At 72.0% G+C, this 25,296-nt stretch carries 26 protein-coding genes; 10 read left to right on the forward strand and 16 right to left on the reverse strand.

The window, feature by feature from the left end; genetic code table 11:
* Positions 1–55: 55 nt before the first annotated feature.
* The 7 genes from dprA to rplS form a co-directional block, all read right to left on the reverse strand.
* Complete coding sequence (dprA, locus tag N8K70_RS09215; protein WP_317138054.1) at positions 56–1,234, reverse strand: DNA-processing protein DprA; 1,179 nt, start codon at positions 1,232–1,234, stop codon at positions 56–58.
* A complete protein-coding gene (locus N8K70_RS09220; protein WP_317138055.1) occupies positions 1,231–2,763 on the reverse strand; it encodes a YifB family Mg chelatase-like AAA ATPase in 1,533 nt (510 codons plus the stop codon). Before N8K70_RS09220 ends, dprA begins: the two co-directional genes overlap by 4 nt.
* Positions 2,760–3,122, reverse strand: a complete 363-nt coding sequence (locus tag N8K70_RS09225; protein ID WP_317138056.1) for a YraN family protein — start codon at positions 3,120–3,122, stop codon at positions 2,760–2,762. The genes N8K70_RS09220 and N8K70_RS09225 overlap by 4 nt, the downstream gene beginning before the upstream one ends.
* A gap of 109 nt (positions 3,123–3,231) precedes the next feature.
* Entirely contained in the window at positions 3,232–3,558 is a 327-nt protein-coding gene (locus tag N8K70_RS09230; protein WP_317138057.1) for a DUF2469 family protein, read from the reverse strand.
* 52 nt (positions 3,559–3,610) lie between these two features.
* Complete coding sequence (locus tag N8K70_RS09235; RefSeq protein ID WP_317138058.1) at positions 3,611–4,270, reverse strand: ribonuclease HII; 660 nt, start codon at positions 4,268–4,270, stop codon at positions 3,611–3,613.
* The gene (gene lepB / locus N8K70_RS09240; protein WP_317138059.1) at positions 4,267–5,034 is read right to left on the reverse strand and encodes a signal peptidase I; all 768 of its coding nucleotides are present in this window, start codon (positions 5,032–5,034) and stop codon (positions 4,267–4,269) included. Before lepB ends, N8K70_RS09235 begins: the two co-directional genes overlap by 4 nt.
* Positions 5,035–5,145: 111 nt before the next feature.
* Positions 5,146–5,496, reverse strand: a complete 351-nt coding sequence (gene rplS / locus N8K70_RS09245; protein ID WP_317138060.1) for a 50S ribosomal protein L19 — start codon at positions 5,494–5,496, stop codon at positions 5,146–5,148.
* A 243-nt stretch (positions 5,497–5,739) separates the two neighbouring features.
* Here rplS and map point away from each other — a divergent pair, with 243 nt between their 5' ends.
* Positions 5,740–6,516, forward strand: a complete 777-nt coding sequence (map, locus tag N8K70_RS09250) for a type I methionyl aminopeptidase (protein WP_317138061.1) — start codon at positions 5,740–5,742, stop codon at positions 6,514–6,516.
* A 16-nt stretch (positions 6,517–6,532) separates the two neighbouring features.
* On the opposite strand, the gene trmD is transcribed toward map, so the two are convergent.
* Genes trmD through rpsP form a run of 4 tightly spaced genes read right to left on the reverse strand, consistent with a single transcriptional unit; the run spans position 6,533 to position 8,494 of the window.
* Positions 6,533–7,228 carry a tRNA (guanosine(37)-N1)-methyltransferase TrmD gene (gene trmD / locus N8K70_RS09255; protein ID WP_317138062.1) on the reverse strand — a complete coding sequence of 232 codons (696 nt, stop codon included), beginning with the start codon at positions 7,226–7,228 and terminating at the stop codon, positions 6,533–6,535.
* Between the two features lie 32 nt (positions 7,229–7,260).
* Positions 7,261–7,848, reverse strand: a complete 588-nt coding sequence (gene rimM / locus N8K70_RS09260) for a ribosome maturation factor RimM (protein WP_317138063.1) — start codon at positions 7,846–7,848, stop codon at positions 7,261–7,263.
* Positions 7,848–8,075, reverse strand: coding sequence for a KH domain-containing protein (locus N8K70_RS09265; protein ID WP_317138064.1), 228 nt, complete (start codon positions 8,073–8,075; stop codon positions 7,848–7,850). Before N8K70_RS09265 ends, rimM begins: the two co-directional genes overlap by 1 nt.
* Positions 8,076–8,080: 5 nt before the next feature.
* Complete coding sequence (gene rpsP / locus N8K70_RS09270) at positions 8,081–8,494, reverse strand: 30S ribosomal protein S16 (RefSeq protein WP_317138065.1); 414 nt, start codon at positions 8,492–8,494, stop codon at positions 8,081–8,083.
* Between the two features lie 189 nt (positions 8,495–8,683).
* On the opposite strand from rpsP, the gene N8K70_RS09275 reads away from it, so the two are divergent.
* The 6 genes from N8K70_RS09275 (at position 8,684) to N8K70_RS09300 (ending at position 14,853) form a co-directional block, all read left to right on the forward strand.
* A complete protein-coding gene (locus tag N8K70_RS09275; RefSeq protein ID WP_317141205.1) occupies positions 8,684–9,841 on the forward strand; it encodes a glutamate--cysteine ligase in 1,158 nt (385 codons plus the stop codon).
* A gap of 80 nt (positions 9,842–9,921) precedes the next feature.
* Positions 9,922–10,965 carry an iron-siderophore ABC transporter substrate-binding protein gene (locus N8K70_RS09280; protein ID WP_317138066.1) on the forward strand — a complete coding sequence of 348 codons (1,044 nt, stop codon included), beginning with the start codon at positions 9,922–9,924 and terminating at the stop codon, positions 10,963–10,965.
* A 19-nt stretch (positions 10,966–10,984) separates the two neighbouring features.
* A complete protein-coding gene (locus N8K70_RS09285) occupies positions 10,985–12,043 on the forward strand; it encodes a FecCD family ABC transporter permease (protein WP_317138067.1) in 1,059 nt (352 codons plus the stop codon).
* On the forward strand, positions 12,040–13,104 hold the full coding sequence (locus N8K70_RS09290) for a FecCD family ABC transporter permease (protein WP_317138068.1): 1,065 nt from the start codon (positions 12,040–12,042) through the stop codon (positions 13,102–13,104). Before N8K70_RS09285 ends, N8K70_RS09290 begins: the two co-directional genes overlap by 4 nt.
* Positions 13,101–13,952 (forward strand): ABC transporter ATP-binding protein, encoded by an 852-nt coding sequence (locus tag N8K70_RS09295; RefSeq protein WP_317138069.1) that lies wholly within the window; start codon positions 13,101–13,103, stop codon positions 13,950–13,952. Before N8K70_RS09290 ends, N8K70_RS09295 begins: the two co-directional genes overlap by 4 nt.
* Position 13,953: 1 nt before the next feature.
* Positions 13,954–14,853 (forward strand): siderophore-interacting protein, encoded by a 900-nt coding sequence (locus N8K70_RS09300; RefSeq protein ID WP_317138070.1) that lies wholly within the window; start codon positions 13,954–13,956, stop codon positions 14,851–14,853.
* A 10-nt stretch (positions 14,854–14,863) separates the two neighbouring features.
* Here the strand turns inward: N8K70_RS09300 and N8K70_RS09305 are convergent, their stop codons facing one another.
* Entirely contained in the window at positions 14,864–15,838 is a 975-nt protein-coding gene (locus N8K70_RS09305; RefSeq protein WP_317138071.1) for a sugar-binding transcriptional regulator, read from the reverse strand.
* Between the two features lie 104 nt (positions 15,839–15,942).
* On the opposite strand from N8K70_RS09305, the gene N8K70_RS09310 reads away from it, so the two are divergent.
* The 3 genes from N8K70_RS09310 to glpK all read left to right on the forward strand — a co-directional run bounded on the left by N8K70_RS09310 (position 15,943) and on the right by glpK (position 20,042).
* Complete coding sequence (locus tag N8K70_RS09310; RefSeq protein WP_317138072.1) at positions 15,943–17,649, forward strand: glycerol-3-phosphate dehydrogenase/oxidase; 1,707 nt, start codon at positions 15,943–15,945, stop codon at positions 17,647–17,649.
* Positions 17,650–17,733: 84 nt separating this feature from the next.
* Positions 17,734–18,489: an MIP/aquaporin family protein gene (locus N8K70_RS09315; protein ID WP_317138073.1), complete on the forward strand. Its 756-nt coding sequence runs from the start codon at positions 17,734–17,736 to the stop codon at positions 18,487–18,489.
* A 38-nt stretch (positions 18,490–18,527) separates the two neighbouring features.
* Positions 18,528–20,042 carry a glycerol kinase GlpK gene (glpK, locus tag N8K70_RS09320; RefSeq protein ID WP_317138074.1) on the forward strand — a complete coding sequence of 505 codons (1,515 nt, stop codon included), beginning with the start codon at positions 18,528–18,530 and terminating at the stop codon, positions 20,040–20,042.
* A 51-nt stretch (positions 20,043–20,093) separates the two neighbouring features.
* Here the strand turns inward: glpK and N8K70_RS09325 are convergent, their stop codons facing one another.
* The 4 genes from N8K70_RS09325 to N8K70_RS09340 all read right to left on the reverse strand — a co-directional run bounded on the left by N8K70_RS09325 (position 20,094) and on the right by N8K70_RS09340 (position 25,279).
* Positions 20,094–21,770 carry a glycosyltransferase gene (locus N8K70_RS09325; protein WP_317138075.1) on the reverse strand — a complete coding sequence of 559 codons (1,677 nt, stop codon included), beginning with the start codon at positions 21,768–21,770 and terminating at the stop codon, positions 20,094–20,096.
* Positions 21,767–22,927: a hypothetical protein gene (locus N8K70_RS09330; RefSeq protein ID WP_317138076.1), complete on the reverse strand. Its 1,161-nt coding sequence runs from the start codon at positions 22,925–22,927 to the stop codon at positions 21,767–21,769. The genes N8K70_RS09325 and N8K70_RS09330 overlap by 4 nt, the downstream gene beginning before the upstream one ends.
* Positions 22,928–23,048: 121 nt before the next feature.
* Positions 23,049–24,602 (reverse strand): signal recognition particle protein, encoded by a 1,554-nt coding sequence (gene ffh / locus N8K70_RS09335; RefSeq protein WP_317138077.1) that lies wholly within the window; start codon positions 24,600–24,602, stop codon positions 23,049–23,051.
* A gap of 92 nt (positions 24,603–24,694) precedes the next feature.
* Complete coding sequence (locus N8K70_RS09340; protein ID WP_317138078.1) at positions 24,695–25,279, reverse strand: TetR/AcrR family transcriptional regulator; 585 nt, start codon at positions 25,277–25,279, stop codon at positions 24,695–24,697.
* Positions 25,280–25,296 lie beyond the last annotated feature (17 nt).

Raw genomic sequence — 25,296 nt, forward strand, 5'->3', positions numbered from 1 at the left:
TCACGGGCTTCGACGCATGTCGCCGCGCCGCCGAACCCGTCGGGGCGCCTCCGGGTCAGCCCAGCAGCCAGCCGTCCGCGACGCGGCGGACGGATCCGGAGAGCTCGAGCAGACCCAGCGCGGCCTGGACGTCGCCCGCCGCCATGCCGCTGCGTCGGGAGATCTCGTCGAGGGTGCGCGGGGTGCGCGACGACAGCGCGTCGCGTGCGCGGGTCTCCTCCGCCGACGGGCCGCCGACGGGCGCGGGGGCGTCGGCGGACGCCTCCCCGATGAGCTCGAGGACGTCCGCGGTGCCCGTGACGCACTGCGCGTCGTACTCGCGCAGCAGCCGATGGCACCCCGCCGAGGTGGCGCTCGTGACCGGACCCGGGACGGCGCCGAGCGGGCGCCCGAGCGCGGCGGCATGGCCCGCCGTGTTGAGCGTGCCGCTGCGGGCGCCGGCCTCCACCACGACCGTCGCTGCGCTGAGCGCGGCGATCAGGCGGTTGCGCTGGAGAAAGCGCCATTTCGTCGGCGTCGCGCCCGGCGCCGTCTCGCTGGCCACCGCTCCCGAGCGGGACAGCTCGGCGAGCAGACGCGCGTGGCCCGCCGGATAGACGACGTTCGCGCCGCCGGCGACCATCGCGACCGTGAGGCCCCCGCTGCCGAGGACCGCCCGGTGCGCCGCGCCGTCGATCCCGTAGGCCGCACCCGAGACGACGGCGACGCCCCGGTCGGCGAGCTCGGCGGCCAGCTCGGCCGCGACGTGCTCGCCGTACGGCGTCGCCGCGCGAGCGCCCACGATGGCGACGGACCGCGCGAGCCGCGCGAGGGCGCTCCCGTCGCCGCGCACCCACAGCGCCGTCGGCGCGTGGGCGCCGAGATCGTCGAGCTGCGACGGCCATGCGGGGTCGTCCGGCGTGAGGAGCGAGAGCCCCGCGCGGGTCGCGTCTCCGAGCGCCTTCCCGAGCAGCCGGCCGTCGAGGCGCGGACGCCACCGCGCCTGCGCGGGGGCGAGGCTCCGGCCGGGGAGCCCCGCCGCGCGCACGTCGTCGGGACGGAGGCCCTCCTCGACCATCCGCAGCGCGTCCTGCGCGCCGAACGCCGCGACGAGCGCGCCGGCCACGCCGTCTCCCGGTTCGGCGAGAACCGTCCACGCCGCACGCGCGGTGAGCGCGCGGCGCTCCGCATCGCTCGCGAGCGGCCACATCCGCCGAGCCGCCCCGCCGACGTCGGCGACGTCGACGAGCGTCATGCCGAGACTCCCTTCTTCAAGAACAGGGCCCGACCCACGTCGACCGCGTCCGGCCGTTCGCGGCCGGCGAGGTCGGCGATCGTCCACGCGACGCGCAGCACGCGGTCGTAGCCGCGCAGGGTGAGGAGGCCGCGCTGCAGGGCGGCGTCGAGGGACCGGCGCGCAGCGGGGTCGGGCGCCTGCGCCCCCTGTCGCAGCCACGTCCCCGTGACCTCGGCGTTGATCCGCCAGGGCGTCCCCTCGAGACGGCTTCTCGCCCGCTCCCGAGCGGCGAGCACGGCCACGCGCGCCTCGGCGGAGGTCGTGCGCTCCCCCGTCTCCGCCGCCGCGATGCTCGCGATGCGCTCCAGCCGGACGTCGATGTCGATCCGGTCCAGGAGCGGTCCCGACAGCCGCTGCGCGTACCGGCGGACGACGTGCGCCGAGCAGGTGCACGCGCCGCCCCGCACGCCGTATTCCCCGCACGGACACGGGTTCATCGCGAGGACGAGCTGGAAGCGTGCGGGGAACCGCGCGCTGAAGCCGGCCCTGTGGATGTCGATCCTCCCCTGCTCGAGCGGCTGACGCAGGGCGTCGAGGGTCGACGAGGCCGCTTCGGTGGCCTCGTCGACGAACAGCACTCCCCTGCTCGCCCTCGCGATCGCCCCGGGCCTCACGGCCTTCGACCCGCCGCCGACGAGCGCCGCCGTCGAGGCGGAGTGGTGGGGAGCCTCGAACGGCGGGCGGCGGTCCAGGCGTACGACCCTCTCGCCCGCCAGCGACCGCAGGGAGGCCACCTCGAGCGCCGCCTCGTCGTCGAGGGGAGGGAGGATCCCGGGGAGGCGGCGGGCGAGCATCGTCTTGCCCGCACCCGGCGGTCCCGACATGAGCATGTGGTGTCCGCCTGCGGCGGCGACCACGAGCGCGTCGACCGCCTCCCGCTGGCCCACGATCTCGGCGAGGTCGAGCGACTCCTCCGCCCGGGGGGCGACCGCCGCGGCCGGGCCGGCCACGGGCGGGACGTCCGGCGCCTCGAGATCGGCGCCGTGCCACGCGGCGACCTGCGCGAGCGACACCGCCCCGCGCACGTCGGCACCCGCCACGAGCGCGGCCTCGTCGCGGTTCGCCCAGGGGACGACGACGCGCGTGTGCCCGTGCGCGACGGCCGCCCGCACGGCGGGCAGGATCCCCGGCACGGGCCGCAGACGTCCGTCCAGCCCGAGCTCGCCGATGTGCACGGTGCCGCCGACCGACGCGGGATCGAGCCGTGCGTCGGTGGCGAGCGCGGCCACGGCGATGCCGACGTCGAAGGACGCCCCCTGCTTGGGGAGGCCCGCCGGCGAGAGATTCACCGTGAGACGCCGGTACGGCAGGGCGAGACCGCTGTTCTCGCAGGCATTGCTCACGCGGCGCACGGCCTCGCCGAGCGCCTTGTCGGCGAGGCCGATGATCTTGAAGTCCGGCTGGTGGGAGGTGACGTCGGCCTCGACCTCGACGAGGTCGCCGCGGAGCCCCGACAGGGCGACGGCCCACGTGCGCGCGACGCTCATCGCAGGTCCTCGAGGTGCTCCAGCCGCGCCGTCTCGGGGTCGCGGCCCGTGAGGGCGATGGCGTCGACGCGCAGAGACCTCCCCGCCGCCGCGGCGGGATGGGCGCGCACCCACGCCGCGGCGAGCCGCCAGAGCCTGCGGAGCTTGCGGGCGTCGACGGCCTCGAGCGGGTGCCCGTACGCCGTGCCGCTGCGCGTCTTCACCTCGACGACGGCCAGCCGCGCGCCCCGGCGGGCGACGATGTCGATCTCGCCCTCCGGACAGCGCCAGTTGCGGGCGAGGATGTCGTACCCGGCCGATGCGAGATACCGGGCGGCGCGCTCCTCGCCCGCTCGCCCGAGGTCGTCCTTGCGTGCCATGAGGGAAGCCTGCCGCGATCGGCGGGCTCGGCGGGACGACATCCGCCGACTGGGGACAACTCGTCCCGCGACACGCGGGTGGGGACGCGGTGTGGGGTCCGCGCGCCGGCTACTTCCCGTCGAGCGAGAGCTCGTCCGGCAGCTCGAAGTCGCGGCGCGACAGCTCCTCGATGTTCACGTCCTTGAACGTCAGCACCCGCACGGATTTGACGAAGCGGTCCGAGCGGTAGATGTCCCACACCCAGACGTCGTTCATCGTGAGCTCGAAGTAGAAATCGGTCTCGGTGTCGTGGCGGACGACGTTGACGTCGTTCGCGAGATAGAAGCGGCGCTCGGTCTCGATCACATACTGGAACTGGGAGACCACGTCGCGATACTCGCGGAAGAGCGCCAGTTCCAGTTCGCGGTCGTAGTCCTCGAAGACATCGTCATCCATGGTGCTCTCATCCTAGGCGCTCGGCCGATCCCGGCACGCCCTCGCGGCGGTCTCAGAACAGCGCCGGCGCGTCCGCGATGGCCCACGAGCGGCGATGGTGAGCGCTCAGCCCGTGCTCGCGGATCGCGGATCGGTGCGATGCGCTCGCATACCCCTTGTTGCTCGCCCAGCCGTAGACGGGGAAGTCGGCGTCGAGCTCCGCCATGAGCGCGTCCCGCGCCACCTTCGCGATGACGGACGCGGCGGCGAGCGAGGCGCAGTCCCTGTCGCCCTTGACGACGGTGCGGACGTCGAGCGCGGCGGCGCCCGCGGGAGTGATGTAGTCGTGGTTGCCGTCGAGCAGCACGACGCCCCCCGCCGGGGCGAAGCCCTGCGCCTCGACGGACGCGAGAGCACGCAGCGCCGCGAGCCCGAGGGCGCGGACGATGCCGACCTCGTCGACCTCGCCGGCCGTCGCCCATCCCAGCCCGCTCGCGCGGACCCATGCCGCTGCGCGCCCGGCGACCTGGGGACGACGTCGCGCCGGCACGAGCTTCGAGTCGCGGAGACCGTCGGGAACCGGCTCGTCGGCGGCCCGCGCATCGAGCACGGACGCCCCGATCGTCACGGGTCCGGCGAGGGCGCCCCGGCCCACCTCGTCCAGGGCGAACACGAGCGGGGTCTCCTCGAGGAGCGCACGCTCGTGCGTCAGCGTGGGGACGGCCGCCGTCATCCTCCCGTGACCGCCGTCTCGTCCTCGGCCGCGTCCTCCGGGTCGGGGACTCCGCGGAACACCTCGTGATGCCCGTCGACGAGCCCGAAGCGGTCGAGCGGCCAGGTGAGCAGGAACACCCGCCCGACGACGTTCTCGATCGGCACGAAGCCGCCGCCGGGCTCGTCCTGGTGATAGCGCGCGTCCCAGGAGCGATCGCGGTTGTCGCCGAGGACCCACAGCGCGTCCTCGGGCACGACCACGTCGAACGGATCGTTCGAGGCGGCCGTGTCGCCCTCCGGCAGCTTCAGGTAGCCGAGCTCGTCGATCGGCACGCCGTTCACCGCGATCTGGCCCATCGCGTTGCAGCACACGACGTGGTCGCCGGGAAGGCCGATGATGCGCTTGACGAGATGATCGTCGGAATCCCCCGCCGACAGGCCCACGAGGGTGAGGAGGCCGTCGACGGCCTCCAGGACGGGCGGGACGTCCTCGCCCGCCGGCTGCGGGTCGAGCCAGCCGCCCGGGTCCTCGAAGACGACGACGTCGCCGCGCGCGTAGTCCGTCCACAGCGGCGTGAGCTCGTCCACGAGGATGCGATCGTCGATCTGCAGCGTGTCCTCCATCGAGCCGGACGGGATGAAGAACGACCGCACGATGAACGTCTTGATGAGGAACGACACGACCAGCGCGACGACCACGATGACCGCGATGTCCCGCAGGAACATCAGGAGCCCCCGTCCTCGGGTCCGGGCCTGCTCGGCGGTGGGGTCGTCGCTCGTCATGGGGTCCTTCGCGTCCGCGCCGCCGAGTCAGGGGCGCCGAACAAGGTTCTCACACGAAAGAGGACACCCCGCGCCTGCCGGCGCGGGGTGTCCTCGAGAAGCGCGCGAGGATCAGGAGTTCTCGCGCTTCTCCTTGATCTTCGCCTTCTTGCCGCGCAGCTGGCGCAGGTAGTACAGCTTCGCGCGGCGGACGTCGCCGCGGGTGACGACCTCGATGTGGTCGATCACCGGGGAGTGCACGGGGAAGGTGCGCTCCACGCCGACCTGGAAGCTGATCTTGCGGACCGTGAAGGTCTCGCGGACGCCCGAGCCCTGACGGCCGATGACGACGCCCTGGAACACCTGGACACGCGAACGGCTGCCCTCGACGATGTTCACGTGCACCTTCACGGTGTCGCCGGGCCCGAACACGGGGATGTCGGAGCGGAGCGAGGCCGCATCGACGGCGTCGAGAATGTTCATGGCTGTTCTCTTCCTGCGGCCGCCGCAGGTCGACCGCATCGCAAAAATGGGAAATCGCGTGTGCTGTGAGATCCGGACCGGATCCTCGGCTCCCCTGAGGCAGAGCACGAAACGCATCGCGCCGACAGGCGCGGCCGTCACGGCACAGACGACCATTCTGTCATGTCCGCGGCGGTTCCGCGAACCACGCGCCCACAGGCGCGATCCGCGACAATGGAGGTCCGAGCGAGAGGACACCTCACCATGATCGAACTGCGCACCCCGGCCGAGATCGAGCGGATGCGGCCGGCGGGCCGGTTCGTCGCCGAGACCCTCGCGACCCTGCGGGCGGAGACCGCGGTCGGCACGAACCTCCTCGCGATCGACCGCCGTGCGCACGAGCTCATCCGGGCGGCGGGCGCGGAGTCCTGCTACATCGACTACCACCCCTCGTTCGGGGCGAGCCCCTTCGGCAAAGTGATCTGCACGTCGGTCAACGACGCGGTGCTCCACGGCCTCCCCCACGACTACGCGGTGCGCGACGGCGATCTCGTCACCCTCGACCTCGCCGTGTCGATCGACGGATGGGTCGCCGACGCGGCCGTGTCGTTCGTCGTGGGGAACCCGCGCGACGAGGACCTCGCCCTCATCGGCACCACCGAGCGCGCCCTCGACGCGGCCATCGCGGCCGCGACCGTCGGCAACCGCATCGGCGACATCTCGGCGGCCATCGCGGCCGTGGCGCACGCGGAGGGCCTCACGATCAACACCGACTTCGGCGGCCACGGCGTCGGCCGGGTCATGCACGGCGACCCCCACGTCCCCAACGACGGCCGCGGCGGCCGCGGCTATCCGCTGAAGCCCGGCCTCGTGATCGCCATCGAGCCGTGGTTCCTCCAGACGACCGACGAGCTCGTCACGGATCCGGACGGCTGGACGCTGCGCAGCGCCGACGGCTCGCGCGGCGCCCACAGCGAGCACACCATCGCGATCGCCGAGGACGGCCCGATCGTCCTCACGGACGGCGCGCACATCGCATAGCCGCCGCCCGGCGCCCTCAGGCCGATGCGGCCTCGTCGGGCAGCAGGTCGGGACGCACGCGACGCGTGCGCTCCACGCTCTGCGCGCGGCGCCATGCGTCCACGGCGCCGTGGTCGCCGCTCAGCAGCACGGGCGGCACCTCTCGGCCCCGCCACACGGCGGGCTTCGTGTAGACCGGGTACTCGAGCAGCCCGAGCTCGTGCGATTCCTCGACGAGGCTCTCGGGGTTCCCGACGACGCCGGGGACGAGGCGCCCCACGGCCTCGATCATGGCCATGGCGGCGACCTCGCCGCCATTGAGCACGTAGTCCCCGAGACTCACGAGGCGCAGGCGACCGCGCTGCGCGTAGTGGTCGATCACGCGCTGGTCGATGCCCTCGTAGCGCCCGCACGCGAAGACCAGCGCACCCTCCGCGGAGAGCTCGCGCGCCACGCGCTGCGTGAAGAGCTCCCCCGCCGGCGACGGGACGATCAGCACGGCGTCGTCCCCGAGGACGGCGTCGAGCGCCTCCCCCCAGGGCTCGGGCTTCATGACCATCCCCGCGCCGCCGCCGTACGGGGTGTCGTCCACAGTCCGGTGACGGTCGCTCGTCCAGTCGCGCAGGTCGTGCACGCGCACATCGAGCAGTCCCCTGCCGCGCGCCCGCCCGATGAGCGACACGTCGAGCACATCGAAGAACGCGGGGAAGATCGTGACGATGTCGATGCGCATCACCCCAGTCTAGGAGCGCGCCTCCGCCCGGATCACGCGGAGGCGGACGGCTCCGGCGACTCGGGCTCCGCGTCGAGGTCCTCGAACAGCCCGGGCGGCGGAGTGATCACCACGCGCCCGGCCGCGAGGTCGACCTCGGGGACGATCGCGGCGACGAACGGCACCATGATCTCCGACTCGCCCGACGCGACGATGAGGAGGTCCTGTGCGGGCAGGTGGTCGACGCGCGCGACGCGGCCGACGACGTCGCCGTCGCGCACGACGTCGAGCCCGACCAGCTGATGGTCGTACCAGGCGTCCGGCTCGCCCTCATCGGCGTCGTCGTCCTGATCGACCCAGAGGATGGCGCGCACGAGGGTCTCCGCCTCGTCGCGGCCGTCGACCCCGTCGAAGAAGACGACGGGGGCGGCGTTCATCCAGCGGAACTCGCGGACGGCGATGGATCTGCCGTGCCACTTCGACTCCTCGGGGACCTGGAGCGTGAACGAGGCCCCCGGCACGAAGCGGCCGTCGGGGTCGTCGGTGTACAGCTCCAGCTTCAGCGCGCCCTTGAGCCCATGCGCCTTGAGCACCCGGCCCACGCGCAGCTGGTTCTTCGCAGACCCGACCTTCTCGCCCATCAGTCGTCGGCCACGTCGACGCGGACACGACGTCCGTCGGCGAGGGCCGAGATGAGCGTGCGGAGGGCCTTGGCCGTCCGGCCGCCGCGCCCGATCACGCGCCCGCGGTCGTCCGCGTGGACATGCACTTCCAGCACGTCCCCCCGCGACGACGAGGCGAGGATGCGCACGTCGTCCGGGTGATCGACGATCCCCTTGACGACGTGCTCGAGCGCGGCGGCCAGCACGACGACTACTCCGCCGGCTCTGCGGCGTCGGCCTCGGCGGGAGCCGCTGCCGGCGCCTCCGCCTTCTTCTCGGCCTGCGGCTTGACGACGGACTTCTTCGCCGCGTCGGCCTCGTACGAAGGCTTCGCCTCGGCGGTCCTCAGGGTGCTCTTGGCGTCCTTGTCGCCCGTGAAGACGCCCCAGTCGCCCGTGATCTTGAGGATGGCCTGCACCTGCTCCGTCGGCTGCGCGCCGACCGAGAGCCAGTACTGCGCGCGCTCGGAGTCGACCTCGATGAACGAGGGCTCCTCGGTGGGGTGGTACTTGCCGATCTCCTCGATCACACGACCGTCGCGCTTGGTGCGCGAGTCGGCGACGACGATGCGGTAGTAGGGCGCACGGATCTTGCCCAGGCGCTTGAGACGGATCTTGACAGCCACGATTCTCCTGTGTGGTGAAGGCGAGTGAACCAGTCGCCCTGCGCGTGGGGTGCACGCCGGCGGAAGCTCTGAAGGCGGACCAGCTGCTGGATAGAGGGTCGAGCAGGTGATCCGACCCTCCATTCTGCCAGATGACACGCCATGGCGCGAACCGCCCGACGCGCGAGCGGCGTGTGCCAGGCTGAGCGCATGTCGCTGCGCTTCGCCCCCTCCGCACGCTCGTCGGTCGGCGTCGAGTGGGAGCTGATGCTCGCGGACCGCTCCAGCGGCGAGCTCGTGGGGCGAGGTCCCGAGATCGTCGACGCCCTCGCGGAGCGGACGGCGGACGAGCGGTACACGGTGACGGGCGAGCTCCTCACCAACACGATCGAGGTGACCAGCGGCGTCGGCTCCTCCGTCGCCGAGGCGCTCGACGACATCACGGCGGCCGTCGACGTCGTGCGCGAGCACGCCGATCCCCTCGGGATCGCCCTGCTGTCGGCGGGAAGCCATCCCTTCGCCCAGTGGTTCGACCAGGCCGTGACGGACAAGACGCGGTACCACTCGCTCATCGAGCGCACCCAGTGGTGGGGCCGGAACATGATGATCTGGGGCGTGCACGTGCACGTGGGCGTCGAGGACGTCGCCAAGGTGATGCCGATCCTCGGCGCGCTGACGACGTACCTCCCGCACTTCCAGGCGCTGTCGGCCTCGAGCCCGTTCTGGGCGGGCGAGAGCACCGGCTACGCCTCGAACCGGGCGCTCGTGTTCCAGCAGCTCCCCACGGCGGGGCTCCCGTGGCCGCTGAAGACCTGGAGCGGATTCGAGGAGTACGTCGACGACATGGTCCGCGCGGGGGTCATGGCCGACGAGACGGAGGCCCGGTGGGACATCCGTCCCGCCCCGAAGTGGGGGACGATCGAGCTGCGCGTGTGCGACGGGATGTCGACCGCGGCGGAGCTGTCGGCGATCGCGGCCCTGGCCCAGACCCTCGTGGAGAGCTTCTCCCGCGACGTCGACGCCGGCATCCCGCTGCCCGTGCTGCCCCCGTGGTACGTCAGGGAGAACAAGTGGCGCGCCGCGCGCTACGGACTCGACGCCCAGGTGATCGTCGACGCCGCGGGCGGCCAGCGCCCTGTCGCGGAGCATCTGCGGGAGACGCTGGACCGCCTCGCCCCGGTCGCGGCGGACCTCGGCTGCGCGCGCGAGTTCGCCGGCGTCGGCGACATCGTCCGCCGAGGGGCGAGCTACGCGCGCCAGATCGCCGTCGCCGACGCCGCCGGAGGCGACCTGAGGGCGGTCGTCGCGCATCTCATCGGGGAGTTCGCGGAGGGTCCGTCGCTGCCGGGCGAGCGCGCTCGGGCGTGAACGGGGACGGCGGGTGCTTTAGGGTAGCCTAAGCTCAACACCCGTCATCGAGGCCTGGCCTCACGAAGAAAGGCACCCCCGTGCACTCCAAGCGTGTGCTCGCGTTCGCCGCGACCATCGCCGCCGCGGCGGCACTCACCGCCTGCTCCCCGTCCGCCGAGGAGCCGGCCGCCACCGCTGACGGCGGCTCCGCGGACGATGCGGCCTTCCCCGTCACCGTCCAGCACGCCCTCGGCGAGACCACGATCGACAGCGCGCCGGAGAACGTCACCACCATCGGATGGGGCAATCAGGACGTGGCCCTCGCGCTCGGCGTCGCCCCCGTGGGCGTCTCCGACCAGACGTGGTCGTTCGACGCCACGGAGGGCGCGGGCCTCTACGAGTGGACGACGCAGGCCTATGAGGAGCTCGGCGCTGCGGAGCCGACCGTCTTCGACGAGACCGACGGCCTCGACTTCGAGGCCATCGCTGACACGGCTCCCGATGTCATCCTCGCGGCCTACTCGGGCCTGACCGAGGACGAGTACGCGACGCTCAGCGAGATCGCGCCGACCGTCGCGTACCCCGGCATCCCGTGGGGCACGACCTGGCGCGAGGCGATCGAGCTGGACTCGCAGGCGCTCGGGCTCGCCGCCGAGGGGGAGGACCTCGTCGCCGATCTCGACGCGCAGCTCGCGGAGGCCGTCGCGGCGGCGCCGGACCTGGAGGGGAAGAGCTTCGCGTTCATCTCCGCCACGGCCAGCGATCTGTCGAGCATCTACGTCTACACCCCCATCGACCCGCGTGTGGGCTTCCTCACCGACCTCGGGCTCGAGGTGCCCGAGAGCGTGGCCACGCTCGGCGAGGAGAACGAGGGGCAGTTCTACGGCGTCGTCAGCGCGGAGAACATCGACCTGCTCTCGGACGTCGACGTGCTCGTGAGCTACGGCGACGACAGCCTGACCGACGCGCTCCAGGCCGACGCGCTCCTGTCCACGCTGCCGTCCGTGCAGAACGGCGCCGTCGTGACGCTCGGCATCGGCGAGGGGCTGTCGGCCGCGGCGACCCAGACCGCGCTGTCCATCCCGTGGAGCATCGACGACTACGTGGCCGCTCTGGAAGACGCTGCCTCGAAGGTCCAGTGACCTTCTCCGCAGCACGATCGTGACCGCCGTCCGCGGCACCGTGACACGTGCGCCCGCTCCCGCAGCGGGCGCACGTGCGCGTCGTCCGATCGTCGTCTCGGGCGCGCTCGTCGCGCTCGTCATCGCCTGCGCGCTGTCCCTCGCGTTCGGCGCGCGCGTCGTCGACCTCCGGGAGATCCTCGACGGCCTGTCGTCCTGGGTCCTCGGCGGCACGAGCGGCTCGATCGGCGCGATCGCCGTCACCGAGCGCGTCCCGCGCACGCTGCTCGCGATCCTCGCGGGCGCCGCCCTCGGCCTCTCCGGCGCCCTCATGCAGGCGCTCACCCGAAACCCGCTCGCCGACCCCGGGATCCTCGGGGTCAACACCGGCGCCGCCCTCGCCGTGGTGAGCGGCATGGCGTTCCTGGGGGCCAGCTCGATCTGGAGCATCCTCGGCCTGGCCATCCTCGGCGGCGTCGTGACCGCGGTCTTCGTCTACGCCATCGGCTCGTACGGGCCCGGAGGGGCCACGCCCATCAAGCTCGCGCTCGCGGGCGCCGCCACGACCGCCGCGCTGTCCTCGCTCGTGAGCGCCGTCCTCCTCCCCCGCGTCGCCCTCTTGGACGACTTCCGCTTCTGGCAGGTCGGAGGGGTCGGCGGCGCGGACTGGAGCACCATGGCCGTCGTCGCGCCCGTCCTCGCCGCTGCGGCCCTCCTCGGGTTCCTGTGCGCGCCCGCCCTTGACGCGCTCGCGCTCGGCGACGACGTCGCGGTCGGCCTCGGCGCGCGCGTGGCCCGCACCCGGCTGCTCGCCGCGATCGCCGGCGTCCTCCTGTGCGCCACGACGACGGCGGTCGCGGGGCCGATCGCCTTCGTCGGCCTCATGGTGCCGCACGCCGTGCGGCTCGCCGTCGGCCCGGACCAGCGATGGATCCTCCCGCTGTCCGCGGCCGGCGGCGCCGTGCTCCTCGTCCTGGCCGACACGATCGGCCGCGTCATCGGGCGCCCCGGCGAGGTCGACGCGGGCATCATCACCGCCTTCGTCGGCGCGCCCGTCCTCATCCTCATCGCGCGCAGGACCCGGATGGTCGCCCTGTGACCGTCACGGCCCCCTCCGCGCCCGCCGTCGCGAGCCCCGTCCCCCCGCCGCTCAGGGAAGGACGCCTCAGGCGCTGGCGGAGGCGCGTCGTCGTGACGACCGCTCTCGCCCTCCTCCTCGTCGCCCTCGTCGCGACGGTGCTGATGACCGGCAACACCTTCTACCCGCCCTCCGACGTCCTCCGCGTCCTCCTGGGAGAGCAGGTCCAGGGCGCCAGCTTCACGGTGGGCACGCTGCGCATCCCGCGTGCGCTCATCGGCGCCCTCGCCGGCATCGCCTTCGGGCTCGCGGGATCGACGTTCCAGACCATGCTGCGGAACCCCCTCGCGAGTCCGGACATCATCGGGATCACCTCCGGCGCCAGCGCCGCAGCCGTCTTTTCGATCCTTCTCCTCGGATGGAGCAGCGCCGCCACGTCCGCGCTCGCTCTCGCGGTCGGCGTGGCCACGGCGCTCGTCGTCTACCTGTCCGCACGCGGCGGCGAGTCGACGGGAGGACGTCTGATCCTCATCGGGATCGGCGCCGGGGCGATGTTCGACGCCCTCGTCTCGTACCTCCTTCTGCGGGCGGACGAGTCGGACGTCTCCGTCGCGATGCGCTGGCTCGCCGGCAGCCTCAACAACGTGCGCTGGCAGGATCTGCCCGCCCTCGGCGTCGTCGTGCTCGTGCTCGGACCCCTGGTCCTGCTCCTCGGGCGGGACCTGCGCGCGCTCGAGCTCGGCGACGCGGCCGCCACCTCCCTGGGCGTCCGCGTCGATCGCGCGCGCGTCCTGCTCGTGCTCTCGGCGGTGGGCCTCGCGACGTTCGCGACGGCGACGACGGGCCCCATCGCCTTCGTGGCGTTCCTGGCCGGTCCCATCGCCCTCCGCCTCGTCGGGCCCGGGGGCTCCGTGGCGCTGCCCGCGGCCCTCACGGGCGGCTGCCTCGTGCTGGGCGCCGATCTCCTCGGCCAGTTCGCGTTCGACACCAAGTTCCCCGTCGGCGTCATCACGGGCATCCTCGGCGCGCCCTACCTCATCTATCTCCTCATCCGAACGAACCGCGTGGGAGGCTCCTCATGACCGTCCAGCACAGTCTCGAGGCCCGCGACCTCGTGTCGGGCTACGGCTCGACCACGATCGTCGACGGCATCGACCTCGCCGTGCCGTCGGGCCGCATCAGCGTCATCGTCGGCGCGAACGCCTGCGGCAAGTCGACGCTCCTCAAGACGCTCTCGCGCCTTCTGCCGGCGAAGGAGGGCACCGTCGTCCTCGACGGCCGCCGCATCGACGAGCTGCCCACGAAGGAGCTCGCCCGCACGCTCGGGCTCCTGCCGCAGCAGCCGATCGCCCCCGAGGGCATCGCCGTCGCCGACCTCGTCGGCCGCGGGCGGCACCCTCATCAGAGGCTCTTCCGGTCCTGGGGCGCGGACGACGAGCGCGCGGTCGCCGAGGCCCTCGAGGTCACCGGCGTCGCGGACCTCGCCGACCGTTCGGTCGACGAGCTGTCCGGAGGCCAGCGTCAGCGGGTGTGGATCGCCATGGCGCTCGCGCAGGAGACCGGGGTGCTTCTGCTCGACGAGCCGACGACCTTCCTCGACGTCACCCATCAGATCGAGGTCCTCGATCTGCTGACCGATCTCAACCGCCGGCGCGGGACGACGATCGTCATGGTGCTGCACGACATCAACCTCGCCGCGCGCTACGCGGACCACCTCTTCGCCCTGCGCGAGGGGCGCCTCGTCGCCGACGGCGCGCCCCGCGCGGTCGTCACGAGCGAGCTCGTCGCCGAGGTGTTCGAGCTCGACGCGCTCGTCATCCCCGATCCCGTCTCCGGCACGCCGCTCGTCCTCCCGCGCGGACGCCATCACGTGCTCGCGCCGTCCGGGGAGCACCCGGACCACCTCCCCGCCACCGCATCAGGAGCCTGACATGCCCGAACTCGACTTCTTCCGCGTCACGGTGAGCCGCGTCGTCGACCTCACCCCGACCTTCCGCCGCTTCACCTTCACGGGCGACGAGCTCCACCGCTACGGAGACCCGGGATACGACCAGCGCATCAAGGTCGTCTTCCCCGCCGACGGGCTGTCGCTCGACGACATGCCCACGGGCGACGGCTGGTACACCGAGTGGCGGGAGCTGCCGGCCGATCGCCGCCTGCCGTTCCGCACCTATACGACACGGGCCGTGCGCGCCGAGGAGCGCGAGGTCGACGTCGACATGGTCGCGCACGACGTCTCGGGGCCCGCGTCCGCATGGATCGCCGACGCGCGGGTCGGCGACGAGCTCCTCATCCTCGCGCCGACGACGGAGCGGACGGGCGTCAGCCTGGGCATCGACTTCGTGCCGCCCGCCGAGGTCGACCGCTTCCTCCTCGCCGGCGATGAGACGGCGGCGCCGGCGATCGCGGTGATCCTCGAGCAGCTGCCGCGCGAGGCAAAGGGCGTCGTCGTGCTCGAGGTGCCCGATGAGCGCGACGCGGCGTATCTGCCGGATCACCCCGGCTTCGAGGTCCGCGTCACCGGACGCGGAGACGGCCTCCGTCATGAGCACCTCCTGCGCGACGTCCGGCAGGTCGCGCCGATCCTGTGCCCTCCGGGACGCGGAGCGGACGTCGAGGAGGTCGACATCGACAGGGGCCTGCTCTGGGAGGTGCCGCGCACGAAGAAGGGCGGAGCGGCGCTCAAGAGCGCGCCGCTCTACGCCTGGCTCGCCGGGGAGGCGGGCGCCATCAAGGCGCTCCGCCGCCATCTCGTGAGCGAGCACGGCGTCGACCGCCGAGCCGTCGCGTTCATGGGCTACTGGCGTCTCGGCCGCGCGGAAGGCGAGTGACCGTCCCCGCTCAGCGGGCCTCGAGCAGCCGGGTGGCGAGCGTCTCGTCCAGGACGACGTCGGTGACGAGCCCCATGCTCATGGCGGCGTGGAGGCTCGCGAGCTTGTGCGCGCCCGCGACCACGCAGATGCGGCGCGGCACGCGACGCAGCCGGTCGAGCGCGGGACCGGTCGCCCGCGCGTTGAGGCGCACGTCGCGCCAGCTGCCGTCCGCGCGGAAGAAGACGGTCGCCACGTCGCCGATGACCCGGTCCTCCGCGAGACTGCGGTAGTCGGCGTCGTCGAGATAGCCGCCGACGTACACGCGGCTCGGCACCTCCGCCGACGGCGACCCCAGGCTGAAGAGCGCGAGGTCCATCCGCGTCTGCAGGTCGAGGACGCGGCGCGTGCTCCGCTCCCGCCACATGGCCTCGCGCGTGGCCGGATCGTCGAAGAACGCCGGCACGGGGAACTGCTGCACGTTCGCGCCGAAGGCCTGTCCGAAGCGCTGCAGGATCTCGCTGGAGTACTCCACGCCCGTCGTCTGCGTGTTGCCCGCGCCGTTGAGCTGCACGAACGTCGTGTTGTGCGTCTCCTTCTGCGGGAGATGGCGGCTGACGGCGCTGAGCGTCGAGCCCCAGGCCACGCCCACGACCATCTGCGAGTCCACGAACTGCGTGAGCAGCCGCGCGGCCGTCAGGGACACGCGGTCCAGCCGGTCGAGGTCCCGCACGGTGGCGGGCATCGGGACGACGTGGGCCGCCACCCGGTAGCGGGTCCTGATGCGCTGCTCGAGGAGCCCCCCGCGCTCGAACGGGGAGTTGACGCGGATGTCGACGAGGCCCGTGTCGCGCGCGTGGCTGAGCAGGCGCGAGACCGTGGAGCGCGATGTGCCGAGCTCGCGGGCGATCGCCTCCATCGTCCTGTCCTGCATGTAGTAGAGCTGGGCGGCCTTGAGCGCCTGGACGAGCTTCGCGTCGGGACCCGACGTCTCCTCCCACACCATCCGGTCCTCGTCTCCCTCGGCAGGTGCACATATGTGCATCCGAGTTGCGCAGTTGTGTTCGCTCATCGAGGCTATACCCGAATCCCAGAGAAGAGAGGTCGCCGATGATCGATTCGCCTCATCCCGCCCCGCGCCGGGACGTCGCCGCCGTCCGCGAAGCCGGCCGAACCACGGTGCTCGTGATCGGAGGCGGGATCAACGGCATCTCCGCCTTCCGGGATCTCGCGCTCCAGGGCGTCGACGTCGTCCTCGTCGAGCGCGGCGACTTCGCCTCCGGCGCATCCGCCGCCTCCAGCCACATGATCCACGGCGGGATCCGATATCTCGAGAACGGCGAGTTCCGCCTCGTGCGGGAGTCGGTCCAGGAGCGCAACGGCCTTCTCCGGATCGCCCCCCACTACGTCAAGCCGCTCGAGACGACCATCCCGATCTACTCCACGCTCTCGGGAATCCTCTCGGCCCCGCTGCGCTTCCTCTCCCACAGGAGCGGCAAGCCGCGTGAGCGCGGAGCGGCGCTCATCAAGATCGGCCTGACGCTCTACGACACCTTCTCGCGCGACGGCGGGTCGGTCCCCCGCCACCGCTTCCTCGGTCGCCGCCGCTCCCTCGCCGAGCTGCCGGCGCTCGACCCGGACGTGAAGTACACGGCGACCTACTACGACGCCTCCATGCACGACCCCGAACGCCTCGCCCTCGACGTCCTCCTCGACGGCCTCTCCGCCCATCCCGGAGCCCGCGCGCTGAACTACGTCGAGGCCGTCGCACGCGACGACGACGGCGTGACCGTGCGCGACCTCGAGACCGGCGAGGCCTTCACGATCGCCGCCGACGTCGTCGTGAACGCGTCCGGCCCCTGGACCGACCTCACCAACGAGGCCCTCGGAGAGAAGACCCGCTTCATGGGAGGCACGAAGGGCTCCCACATCGTGCTCGACCACCCCGAGCTCCTCGAGGCGACGAAGGGCCGCGAGATCTTCTTCGAGCACTCCGACGGTCGAATCGTCCTCATCTACCCCCTGAAGGGCCGCGTGCTCGTCGGCACGACCGACATCGATGCCGATCCGCGCGAGCCGGCGCTGTGCACGGAGGAGGAGATCGACTACTTCTTCGAGCTCATCCACCACGTGTTCCCCGACATCGCCGTCGAGCGTGCGCAGATCGTGTACCGCTTCTCCGGCATCCGCCCCCTGCCGCGTCACGAGGACACCGCCCCCGGCTTCGTCTCGCGCGACTACCGCATCGAGGTGGACCGCACCGCGCGCGCGCCGCTCGTGAGCCTGGTCGGCGGCAAGTGGACGACGTTCCGCGCACTCGGCGCGTCCCTCTCCGACGCCGTCCTCGGCCTGATCGGACGCAGCCGCACGGTGTCCACGTCGGGCGTGCCGATCGGGGGCGGCCGCGACTTCCCGCGCACGCCGTCCGACCGGAAGGCCTGGATCGACGCGAACCTGCCCGGCGCGAACGCACGCGCCGAGCGGCTCCTCACCCGCTACGGCACCCGCGCGGCGGACGTGTGGGACTTCATCCGGCAGGGCGAGGACGCCCCGCTCGCCGGCGGCGACGTGTCGACGAGGGAGCTCGAATGGATGGCGCGCGAGGAGTTCGTCGTGCACCTCGACGACGTCGTCCTCCGCCGCACGAGCATCGCCTTCACGGGCGCGGCCGACGCGGAGGTGCTCGAGGAGCTCGCCGACGCGCTCGCCCCCCTCCTCGACTGGGATCGCGCTCGGCGCGACGCCGAGGTCGAGGCCGCCCGGACGCTCCTCAACGAGCGTCACGGACTCGCCATCCCCGACCGCTCCCGACACTGATCGGCAGACCCCCTCTCTCCTCGCGGAGAACACCCCCACGAGGGCACGGCGGTGCCGCCGCGCCCAGGAAAGGTCGATGAAGACATGAACGAAGTGGACCTCGGACTGTACTTCGTGTCCGAGCTGGTGGGCACGGCGCTGCTCGTGCTGCTCGGATGCGGCGTGGTCGCGAACGTCGTGCTCGCGAAGACGAAGGGGGCCGGCGGCGGCACCCTCATGATCAACTGGGGATGGGGCCTGGCGGTGTTCGCCGCCGTGCTCGTCTCGGCCTACTCCGGCGCGGTCCTGAACCCCGCCGTCGGGCTCGGGCTCCTCCTCGCCGGCACGATCAGCCTGCCGATGTTCCTCGTCGCCACGGCCGCGGAGATCGTCGGCGGCGTCCTCGGCGCCGCGTTGTGCTGGGCGTCCTACCGTCAGCACTTCGACGCGGAGGAGGATCCGGCGAACAAGCTCGCCGTCTTCTCGACGGGCCCCGCCATCCGCTCGTACGCCCACAACCTCGTCACGGAGGTCATCGCGACCTTCGTGCTCGTCTTCGGCATCTTCGCGTTCGCCGACTACGGCGACGTCAACGTGGGCGTGCCCGGCGGCCTCGGCCCGCTCGCCGCGCTGCCGGTCGCCCTGCTCGTCGTCGGCATCGGCGCCTCCCTCGGCGGGCCCACGGGCTACGCCATCAACCCCGCCCGCGACCTCGGCCCGCGCATCGCCCACGCCATCCTCCCCATCAAGGGCAAGGGATCGAGCGACTGGGCATACTCGTGGGTGCCCGTCGTCGGGCCGCTCGTCGGCGGCGCGCTCGCCGCGCTCGCGGCCCCCGTCCTGCTCGGCCTCGCCGGCTGACCCGCTTCGTCCACATCCGCTTTCAAAGGAGAAACACCATGGCCGACCACATCATCGCCATCGATCAGGGCACGACCTCGAGCCGCGCGATCATCTTCGACAGGAAGGGCGCCATCGTCGCGACCGGGCAGAAGGAGCACGAGCAGATCTTCCCCCGACCCGGGTGGGTCGAGCACGATCCGAACGAGATCTGGCGCAACGTGCAAGAGGTCATCGGCCTCGCGCTCAGCCGCGCGGACCTGACCCGGCATGACATCGCCGCGATCGGCATCACCAACCAGCGCGAGACCGCCGTCGTGTGGGACCGCGCCACCGGCCGGCCCGTCTACAACGCCATCGTGTGGCAGGACACGCGCACCCAGTCGATCGTCGACAGGCTCGCGGCCGACGGAGGCGTCGACCGCTTCAAGCCCGTCGTGGGCCTGCCGCTGGCGACCTATTTCTCGGGCACCAAGGTCGCCTGGATCCTCGAGAACGTCGACGGCGCGCGCGAGAAGGCGGAGGCGGGCGAGCTCGCCTTCGGCACGACCGACACGTGGGTGCTCTGGAACCTCACGGGCGGCATCGACGGCGGCGTGCACGTCACGGACGTCACGAACGCCTCCCGCACGCTCTTCATGGATCTCGAGACGCTCGAATGGCGCGACGACATCCTCGCCGCGTTCGACGTGCCGCGCTCGCTGCTGCCGGAGATCCGCTCGTCGTCGGAGGTGTACGGCACGGCGGAGGACTCCTCGCTGCTGCGCGAGACGCCCATCGCCGGCATCCTCGGCGACCAGCAGGCAGCCACCTTCGGGCAGGCCGCGTTCCACGCCGGCGAGAGCAAGAACACCTACGGCACGGGCAACTTCCTCATCTTCCAGACGGGCGAGGAGATCATCCGCTCGAAGAACGGGCTGCTCACGACCGTGGGCTACAAGCTCGGCGAGGGCCCGACGCACTACGCGCTGGAGGGATCGATCGCCGTGACCGGATCGCTCATCCAGTGGCTGCGCGACCAGCTCGGCATCATCCGTTCCGCCCCCGAGGTCGAGGAGCTCGCCGCCCGCGTCGACGACAACGGCGGGGTCTACTTCGTTCCCGCCTTCTCGGGCCTGTTCGCGCCCTACTGGCGCCCGGACGCACGCGGCGCGATCGTGGGCCTGACCCGCTTCGTCAACAAGGGGCACATCGCCCGTGCCGCGCTCGAGGCCGTCGCCTTCCAGACGCGCGACGTGCTCGACGCCGTCAACGCCGACGCCGGCGTCGACCTCGCCGAGCTGAAGGTCGACGGCGGCATGGTGGCCAACGACACGCTCATGCAGTTCCAGGCCGACGTCCTCGGCGTCCCCGTCGTCCGTCCGGTGGTGGCGGAGACCACGGCGCTCGGCGCCGCCTACGCCGCCGGGCTCGCGGTCGGCTTCTGGTCGAACCTGGACGAGCTCGCCGCGAACTGGCAGGAGGATGAGCGCTGGGAGCCGACGCTCGAGGAGGCGGAGCGCGACCGTCAGCTGCGCCTCTGGCGCAAGGCCGTCGCCAAGTCCATGGACTGGGTCGACGACGACGTGAGCTGATCTCGTCGACGCGGGCGGGCCGGGGACCGACGTCCCCGGCCCGCCCGCGCGTCAGGCGACGTCCTCCGCGTCGCGCTCCGGCAGCGACCCTTCCTGAGCGGAGAGCCCGTGCTCCGTCTTCTCCCAGTAGTGCGGCTTCACGACGAGCTGCCACAGCGCCTTGTACGACGCGATCGAATGGAGGATCCAGTACGCGGGGTTCAGGATCGACCACGGGACGAGCCAGAACGAGCCGCGCTTGTACGGGCCCATCATGTTCAGGTAGACCATCAGCACGTTGCCGACGAGGAAGTTCAGCAGGCAGAGCCACACGACGACGGAGGGGAACTCCAGCGCGAGCGCCGGCCACGGGACGAAGAAGGACCCGATCAGGAGGATCGTGAAGGGCAGCACGCCCAGGAAGGTCAGAGGCGTGCCCCCGATGAGGAGGGCGAGCGCCCAGAACGCGCGGAGTCCCACCTCCCGGGTGAGGCGGATCGGATGCCGCGCGTGCACGAGGGCCGTCTGCATGTATCCCTTGATCCATCTGCTGCGCTGGCCGATGAAGATGCCCATGCGCGAGGTCGCCTCCTCCATCGTCGTCGAGTCGACGACCCCGACGCGGTAGCCCAGCGCGCTCGCGCGGATCCCGAGGTCGGCGTCCTCCGTCACGTTGTAGGGGTCCCACCCGCCGAGCTCGTGCAGCGCCGCCGTGCGGAAGTGGTTCGACGTGCCTCCGAGCGGGATGGGCAGCCGTCCCTTGTCGAGGCCGGCGAGCATGTAGTCGAACCAGTAGCTGTACTCGAGCGAGAACATCCGCGTCAGGACGTTCTCGCTCGCGTTGAAGTAGTTGAGCGCCGCCTGCATGGCGACCGTCGACGAGCTGGCGCGCTCGAAGGCGATCACGGTCTTCTTCAGCTGATCGGGCTCGGGCGCGTCCTCCGCGTCGTAGATGACGAGGTACTCCCCCCGGGCCACCGCGAGTCCGACGTTGCAGGCCCGCGGCTTCGTCTGCGGATGGCCCTTCGGCACGGTGACGACGATGAAGTTCGCAGGAGGGTCCGACCGCGCGATCGCCTCCCGCGTCTCGGCGTCCTCCTCCTCGACGAGGACGAGGACCTCGAGCCTGTCCGAGGGGTAGTCGAGACGTCCCAGGTTCTCCACGAGCCGCCCGACGACGCGCGCCTCGCGGAAGACCGGGACGAGCACGGTGTACACGGGGAGCTCATCGTCCCTCACCGCCTCGATCTCCGAGCGCCGCACCGGCATGACCAGGTCGAAGCGCGCACCGCGGATCGACACCGCGAACTTGAACAGTGTGCTGGCGAGGAACACCACGCTCGCGGCGGCGACGAACGTCATGATCGCCTCGAACGGCCACACGACCGCGACTGCGAGCGCGAGGAGGAGGCCGATGACGAGTCCGGTCCGCTGCGGCCGGGTCAGGACGACCCGCGCGGAGAGCTCGGGATCCGCGTGGTACAGACCGTCCGCCGCGTACGAGACCGCCTCGTCGCGGAAGGCGTCCATGACCGCGTCGACGATGAAGGACTGCGGCACGTCGACGATCGACACCGGCTCTCCGAGCGCCCGCTCGATCTCCGCGCGCAGCGACCGCCCGGCCGGCGCCGAGACGCCCACCACCATGCGGCCCCCTTCGCGCCGCAGAGGAATCCATCCCTCCGCGGCGTATCTGCGCCACAGGCCGACGTCGAGCAGCGACGTGTCGGCGGCGTCCGCCACGCTCATCCCGCCCCTCCTCCGACGAGGACGGTGACCCAGGCGACGACCGCCGTCCTCGTGTAGGCGCTCGCCCACCCGATGACCAGCATCAGCAGCGTCGTGGCGGTCACGACACCGCGCCTCCAGCCCCCGCCCACGGCGGGCGTGATGGCGATCGCGACGATCTGCACCATGACGAAGCCGTTTCCCGATGCCCCGTCCGGCATCAGTCCGAGGAGGTAGGCGAGGAGGACGAGCGCGGTCGTGATCACGCTCGTGAGCGCCGCCCACCCGAACCCGAGGAGAAGGGCCGACGCGGAGAGCAGGATCGCCGGAGCGAGGAACGTCCAGCCGGCCAGCGTCGCGAAGCTCGCGAGGAACGCGTCCACGAGCGATGGCTGCCACCCCACGTCGTCTCCGAACATGACGAGAGGCCCGACGCCGAACGCGACGCCCAGCACCATGAGCGAGCCCATCATCGCGACCGTGGGGAACAGGACCACCGTGGCGTTGGCGCCGCGGGCCTTCCTGCGGGCCTGGAGCAGGAGCACCCCGGCGAGAGCGGCCGCCGGCGCGGCGAGCAGCCCCGTCGAGTCGGCCAGCGCGGATGCGGCGAACAGGACGCCCGCTCGGAAGCCGGCCTGGGTGTTCGCGAGCGACACGAACCGGGCGAGGTCGAACATGCCGTTGGCGAACAGCGCGAGCCCGAGCATGGCCTGGATGTTCGTGGTCGCGATGAACCCGAAGACGGGCGTCGCGGCGACGGCGAGGAAGAGCAGGATGCGCGTCGCCACGGGGATCCGACGCCGATACAGGGCCTTCAGCATCAGCTGGAGCAGGACGCCGGCGACGAGCGAGCCCGCGAGGCCGAGACCGAGCGCCCCGCCGGGGATGAGCATCGCCGTGACGCTGGTGATCGGCGGGTACAGATGCGTGATCCCGGTCACGCTGCTCACCGACCAGTCGAGCGCGCCGACACGCTCGGCCAGCTCGCCGTTGGGCGTCGCGGACCAGTCCCCGCCGGACGCGACGTGATACCAGATCGTCAGGGCGACGAACGGGAGCGCCAGGCCGAGCCGGAGGAGCCAGCGCTGCCACCGCTTCCTCGGGTACTTGTCGATCCACCCCGTCTCGCTCTCGACGTCGAGAGGCACGTCCCGTTCGAACAGCGCGCTCGCGGACACGACGTCTCCCTCCGTGGCAGAGGCGACGCCCGCGCGCGTGCCGCGCGACGATCCCCCGGCTTCAAGAATAACCGGTATCCCGGAACGCCCCCGGAGACGCTCTTCCGGAAGGGAAGGAGGGTCAGCTCTTGCCGAAGAGCTTCTGGATCTCCGCGAGGTCCGTCTCGCTCGGCTGCGTCGCGCCGCCGCCCAGGCCGAAGCCCGAGCCGGTGGGCTCCGAGGCCGGAGCCCCCGCGTTCTCCGCGGCGCGCCTGGCCGGGTTGCCCGAACGCGATCCCTGCGCCTTCTTGCCCTTCTTGCCGCGCTTGGCCGATGCGCCGGGCCTGCCCATGCCGGGCATCGCGCCCATGCCGGGGATGTTCGGCGTCCCGCCGCGGGCGACCGTCTTCATCATCTTCGCGGCCTGCTCGAAGCGGTTCACGAGCTGGTTCACGTCCGTGACGGTCACGCCCGATCCCCGCGCGATGCGCAGGCGGCGCGAGCCGTTGAGGATCTTCGTGTTCGTCCGCTCGACGGGCGTCATCGAGCGGATGATCGCCTCCGTGCGATCGATCTCGCGCTCGTCGAAGTCGTCGAGCTGCTGCTTCATCTGCCCCATGCCCGGGAGCATCCCGAGCATCTTCTTCATGGAGCCCATCTTCTTGAGCTGCTGCATCTGCTCGAGGAAGTCCTCGAGGGTGAACTGCTCCGTCGCGAGCTTCTCGGCGACCTTCTGCGCCTCCTCCTCGTCGAAGGCCTCCTGGGCCTGCTCGATGAGGGTGAGCACGTCGCCGAGGTCGAGGATGCGGCTCGCCATGCGGTCGGGGTGGAAGTCCTCGAGGTCGTCGAGCCCCTCGCCCGTCGAGGCGAAGATGATCGGCCGGCCGGTGACCGACGCGACCGACAGCGCGGCGCCGCCCCGCGCGTCGCCGTCGAGCTTCGACAGCACGATGCCCGTGACGTCGACGCCCTCCTGGAAGGCCTTCGCGGTGTTCACCGCGTCCTGTCCGATCATGGCGTCGATGACGAAGAGCACCTCGTCCGGCCGCGTCGCGCCGCGGATGTCGGAGGCCTGCTTCATGAGCTCCTCGTCGACGCCCAGTCGCCCGGCGGTGTCGATGATGACGACGTCGTGCTGCTGGCGACGGGCGTGCTCCACGCCGTCGCGCGAGACCTTGACGGGATCTCCGACGCCGTTGCCCGGCTCGGGCGCGTAGATCGCGGCCCCCGCGCGCTCGGCGACGACCTGCAGCTGGTTCACGGCGTTGGGGCGCTGCAGGTCGGCGGCGACGAGGAGCGGCGTGTGCCCGTCCTTCTCCAGCCGCTTGGCGAGCTTCCCCGCGAAAGTCGTCTTGCCCGAGCCCTGGAGACCGGCGAGCATGATGACGGTCGGCGGCGTCTTGGCGAGCTCAAGGCGGCGCTGCTCGCCGCCGAGGATGCCGACGAGCTCCTCGTTGACGATCTGCACGACCTGCTGCGCCGGGTTGAGCGCCTTGTTCACGTCGTCGCCCAGCGCGCGCTCGCGCACCTTCGCCGTGAACTCCTTCACGACCTGGAGCGCGACGTCCGCGTCGAGCAGGGCGCGGCGGATCTCCCGCACCGTCCCGTCGACGTCCGCGGGCGACAGCTTGCCCTTGGTGCGGAGGTTGCGGAAGGTGTCGGTGAGGCGCTCGGAGAGCGTGCCGAAAGTAGCCATGATGGGTCGATTTTACCCGGCGCCGGCCGTGTGACGACCGTGCCCGCCCGGCAGGGCGAGCGTCTCTCGCGAGAGGAACCGGCTACGGCGTCTCAGACGGGCAGCCGGGCGAGCGCGGCGAGCGTCGTCTCGAGGTGCGCGGAGAGCGCTCGCGTACCCGGCCCGGCCAGCGCCCAGGAGCGCAGCGACGTCAGCAGCGCTCCCGCATACGCGACCCCGGTGACGTCGGCCAGCACATGATCGGCGCCGCCGCGCCGCGCCAGGGCCGCGAGGGTCGAGGCGAGCCTCGCCAGGCGGACGGCGGCCTCGCGCTCGAGCTCCTCAGCCATCCCCATCGCCTCGGCGTTCGCGAAGACGAGGGCCAGCGCATCGGGCCGGAACCCGTCGGCGAAGGCGAGGAGGGCCGAGCGGATGGCCGGCCCGGGCCGAGCGGGCGACGCGTCCGACGCCCCGGCGATCGCGGACAGCCCGGCCGCGCGCTCGTCGAACCCCGCCCACAGGAGACCGGACTTCGAGGACGCGTAGTTGAAGAAGCTCGAGCGGCTCACACCGGCGCGGTTCGCGATGTCCGCGATCGAGGTCGCGTCGAACCCCTTCTCGAGGAACAGCTCGCACGCGGCCTCGGCGAGCACCTCGCGCGAGGATGCCCGCGGTCGCCCCGCCCGCGCGTTCGCCATCCCTCCAGGCTAGCCGC

This window comes from Microbacterium sp. AB, assembly GCF_032878875.1.
Classification (GTDB): Bacteria; Actinomycetota; Actinomycetes; order Actinomycetales; family Microbacteriaceae; genus Microbacterium; species Microbacterium betulae.

Coding starts and splice junctions, on each gene's coding strand:
- rimM (WP_317138063.1), bottom strand. CDS start 7,848: ATGGGCGAGAAGGTCGGGTCTGCGAAGAACCAGCTGCGCGTGGGCCGG.
- lepB (WP_317138059.1), bottom strand. CDS start 5,034: ATGACGAGCGACGACCCCACCGCCGAGCAGGCCCGGACCCGAGGACGG.
- N8K70_RS09235 (WP_317138058.1), bottom strand. CDS start 4,270: ATGACGGCGGCCGTCCCCACGCTGACGCACGAGCGTGCGCTCCTCGAG.
- dprA (WP_317138054.1), bottom strand. CDS start 1,234: ATGACGCTCGTCGACGTCGCCGACGTCGGCGGGGCGGCTCGGCGGATG.
- N8K70_RS09325 (WP_317138075.1), bottom strand. CDS start 21,770: ATGAGCGTGGCGGACGCCGCCGACACGTCGCTGCTCGACGTCGGCCTG.
- glpK (WP_317138074.1), top strand. CDS start 18,528: ATGGCCGACCACATCATCGCCATCGATCAGGGCACGACCTCGAGCCGC.
- N8K70_RS09230 (WP_317138057.1), bottom strand. CDS start 3,558: ATGGATGACGATGTCTTCGAGGACTACGACCGCGAACTGGAACTGGCG.
- N8K70_RS09305 (WP_317138071.1), bottom strand. CDS start 15,838: ATGGTGTGGGAGGAGACGTCGGGTCCCGACGCGAAGCTCGTCCAGGCG.
- trmD (WP_317138062.1), bottom strand. CDS start 7,228: ATGCGCATCGACATCGTCACGATCTTCCCCGCGTTCTTCGATGTGCTC.
- N8K70_RS09275 (WP_317141205.1), top strand. CDS start 8,684: ATGTCGCTGCGCTTCGCCCCCTCCGCACGCTCGTCGGTCGGCGTCGAG.
- N8K70_RS09220 (WP_317138055.1), bottom strand. CDS start 2,763: ATGAGCGTCGCGCGCACGTGGGCCGTCGCCCTGTCGGGGCTCCGCGGC.
- map (WP_317138061.1), top strand. CDS start 5,740: ATGATCGAACTGCGCACCCCGGCCGAGATCGAGCGGATGCGGCCGGCG.
- N8K70_RS09225 (WP_317138056.1), bottom strand. CDS start 3,122: ATGGCACGCAAGGACGACCTCGGGCGAGCGGGCGAGGAGCGCGCCGCC.
- N8K70_RS09295 (WP_317138069.1), top strand. CDS start 13,101: ATGACCGTCCAGCACAGTCTCGAGGCCCGCGACCTCGTGTCGGGCTAC.
- ffh (WP_317138077.1), bottom strand. CDS start 24,602: ATGGCTACTTTCGGCACGCTCTCCGAGCGCCTCACCGACACCTTCCGC.
- rplS (WP_317138060.1), bottom strand. CDS start 5,496: ATGAACATTCTCGACGCCGTCGATGCGGCCTCGCTCCGCTCCGACATC.
- N8K70_RS09340 (WP_317138078.1), bottom strand. CDS start 25,279: ATGGCGAACGCGCGGGCGGGGCGACCGCGGGCATCCTCGCGCGAGGTG.
- N8K70_RS09300 (WP_317138070.1), top strand. CDS start 13,954: ATGCCCGAACTCGACTTCTTCCGCGTCACGGTGAGCCGCGTCGTCGAC.
- N8K70_RS09310 (WP_317138072.1), top strand. CDS start 15,943: ATGATCGATTCGCCTCATCCCGCCCCGCGCCGGGACGTCGCCGCCGTC.
- N8K70_RS09315 (WP_317138073.1), top strand. CDS start 17,734: ATGAACGAAGTGGACCTCGGACTGTACTTCGTGTCCGAGCTGGTGGGC.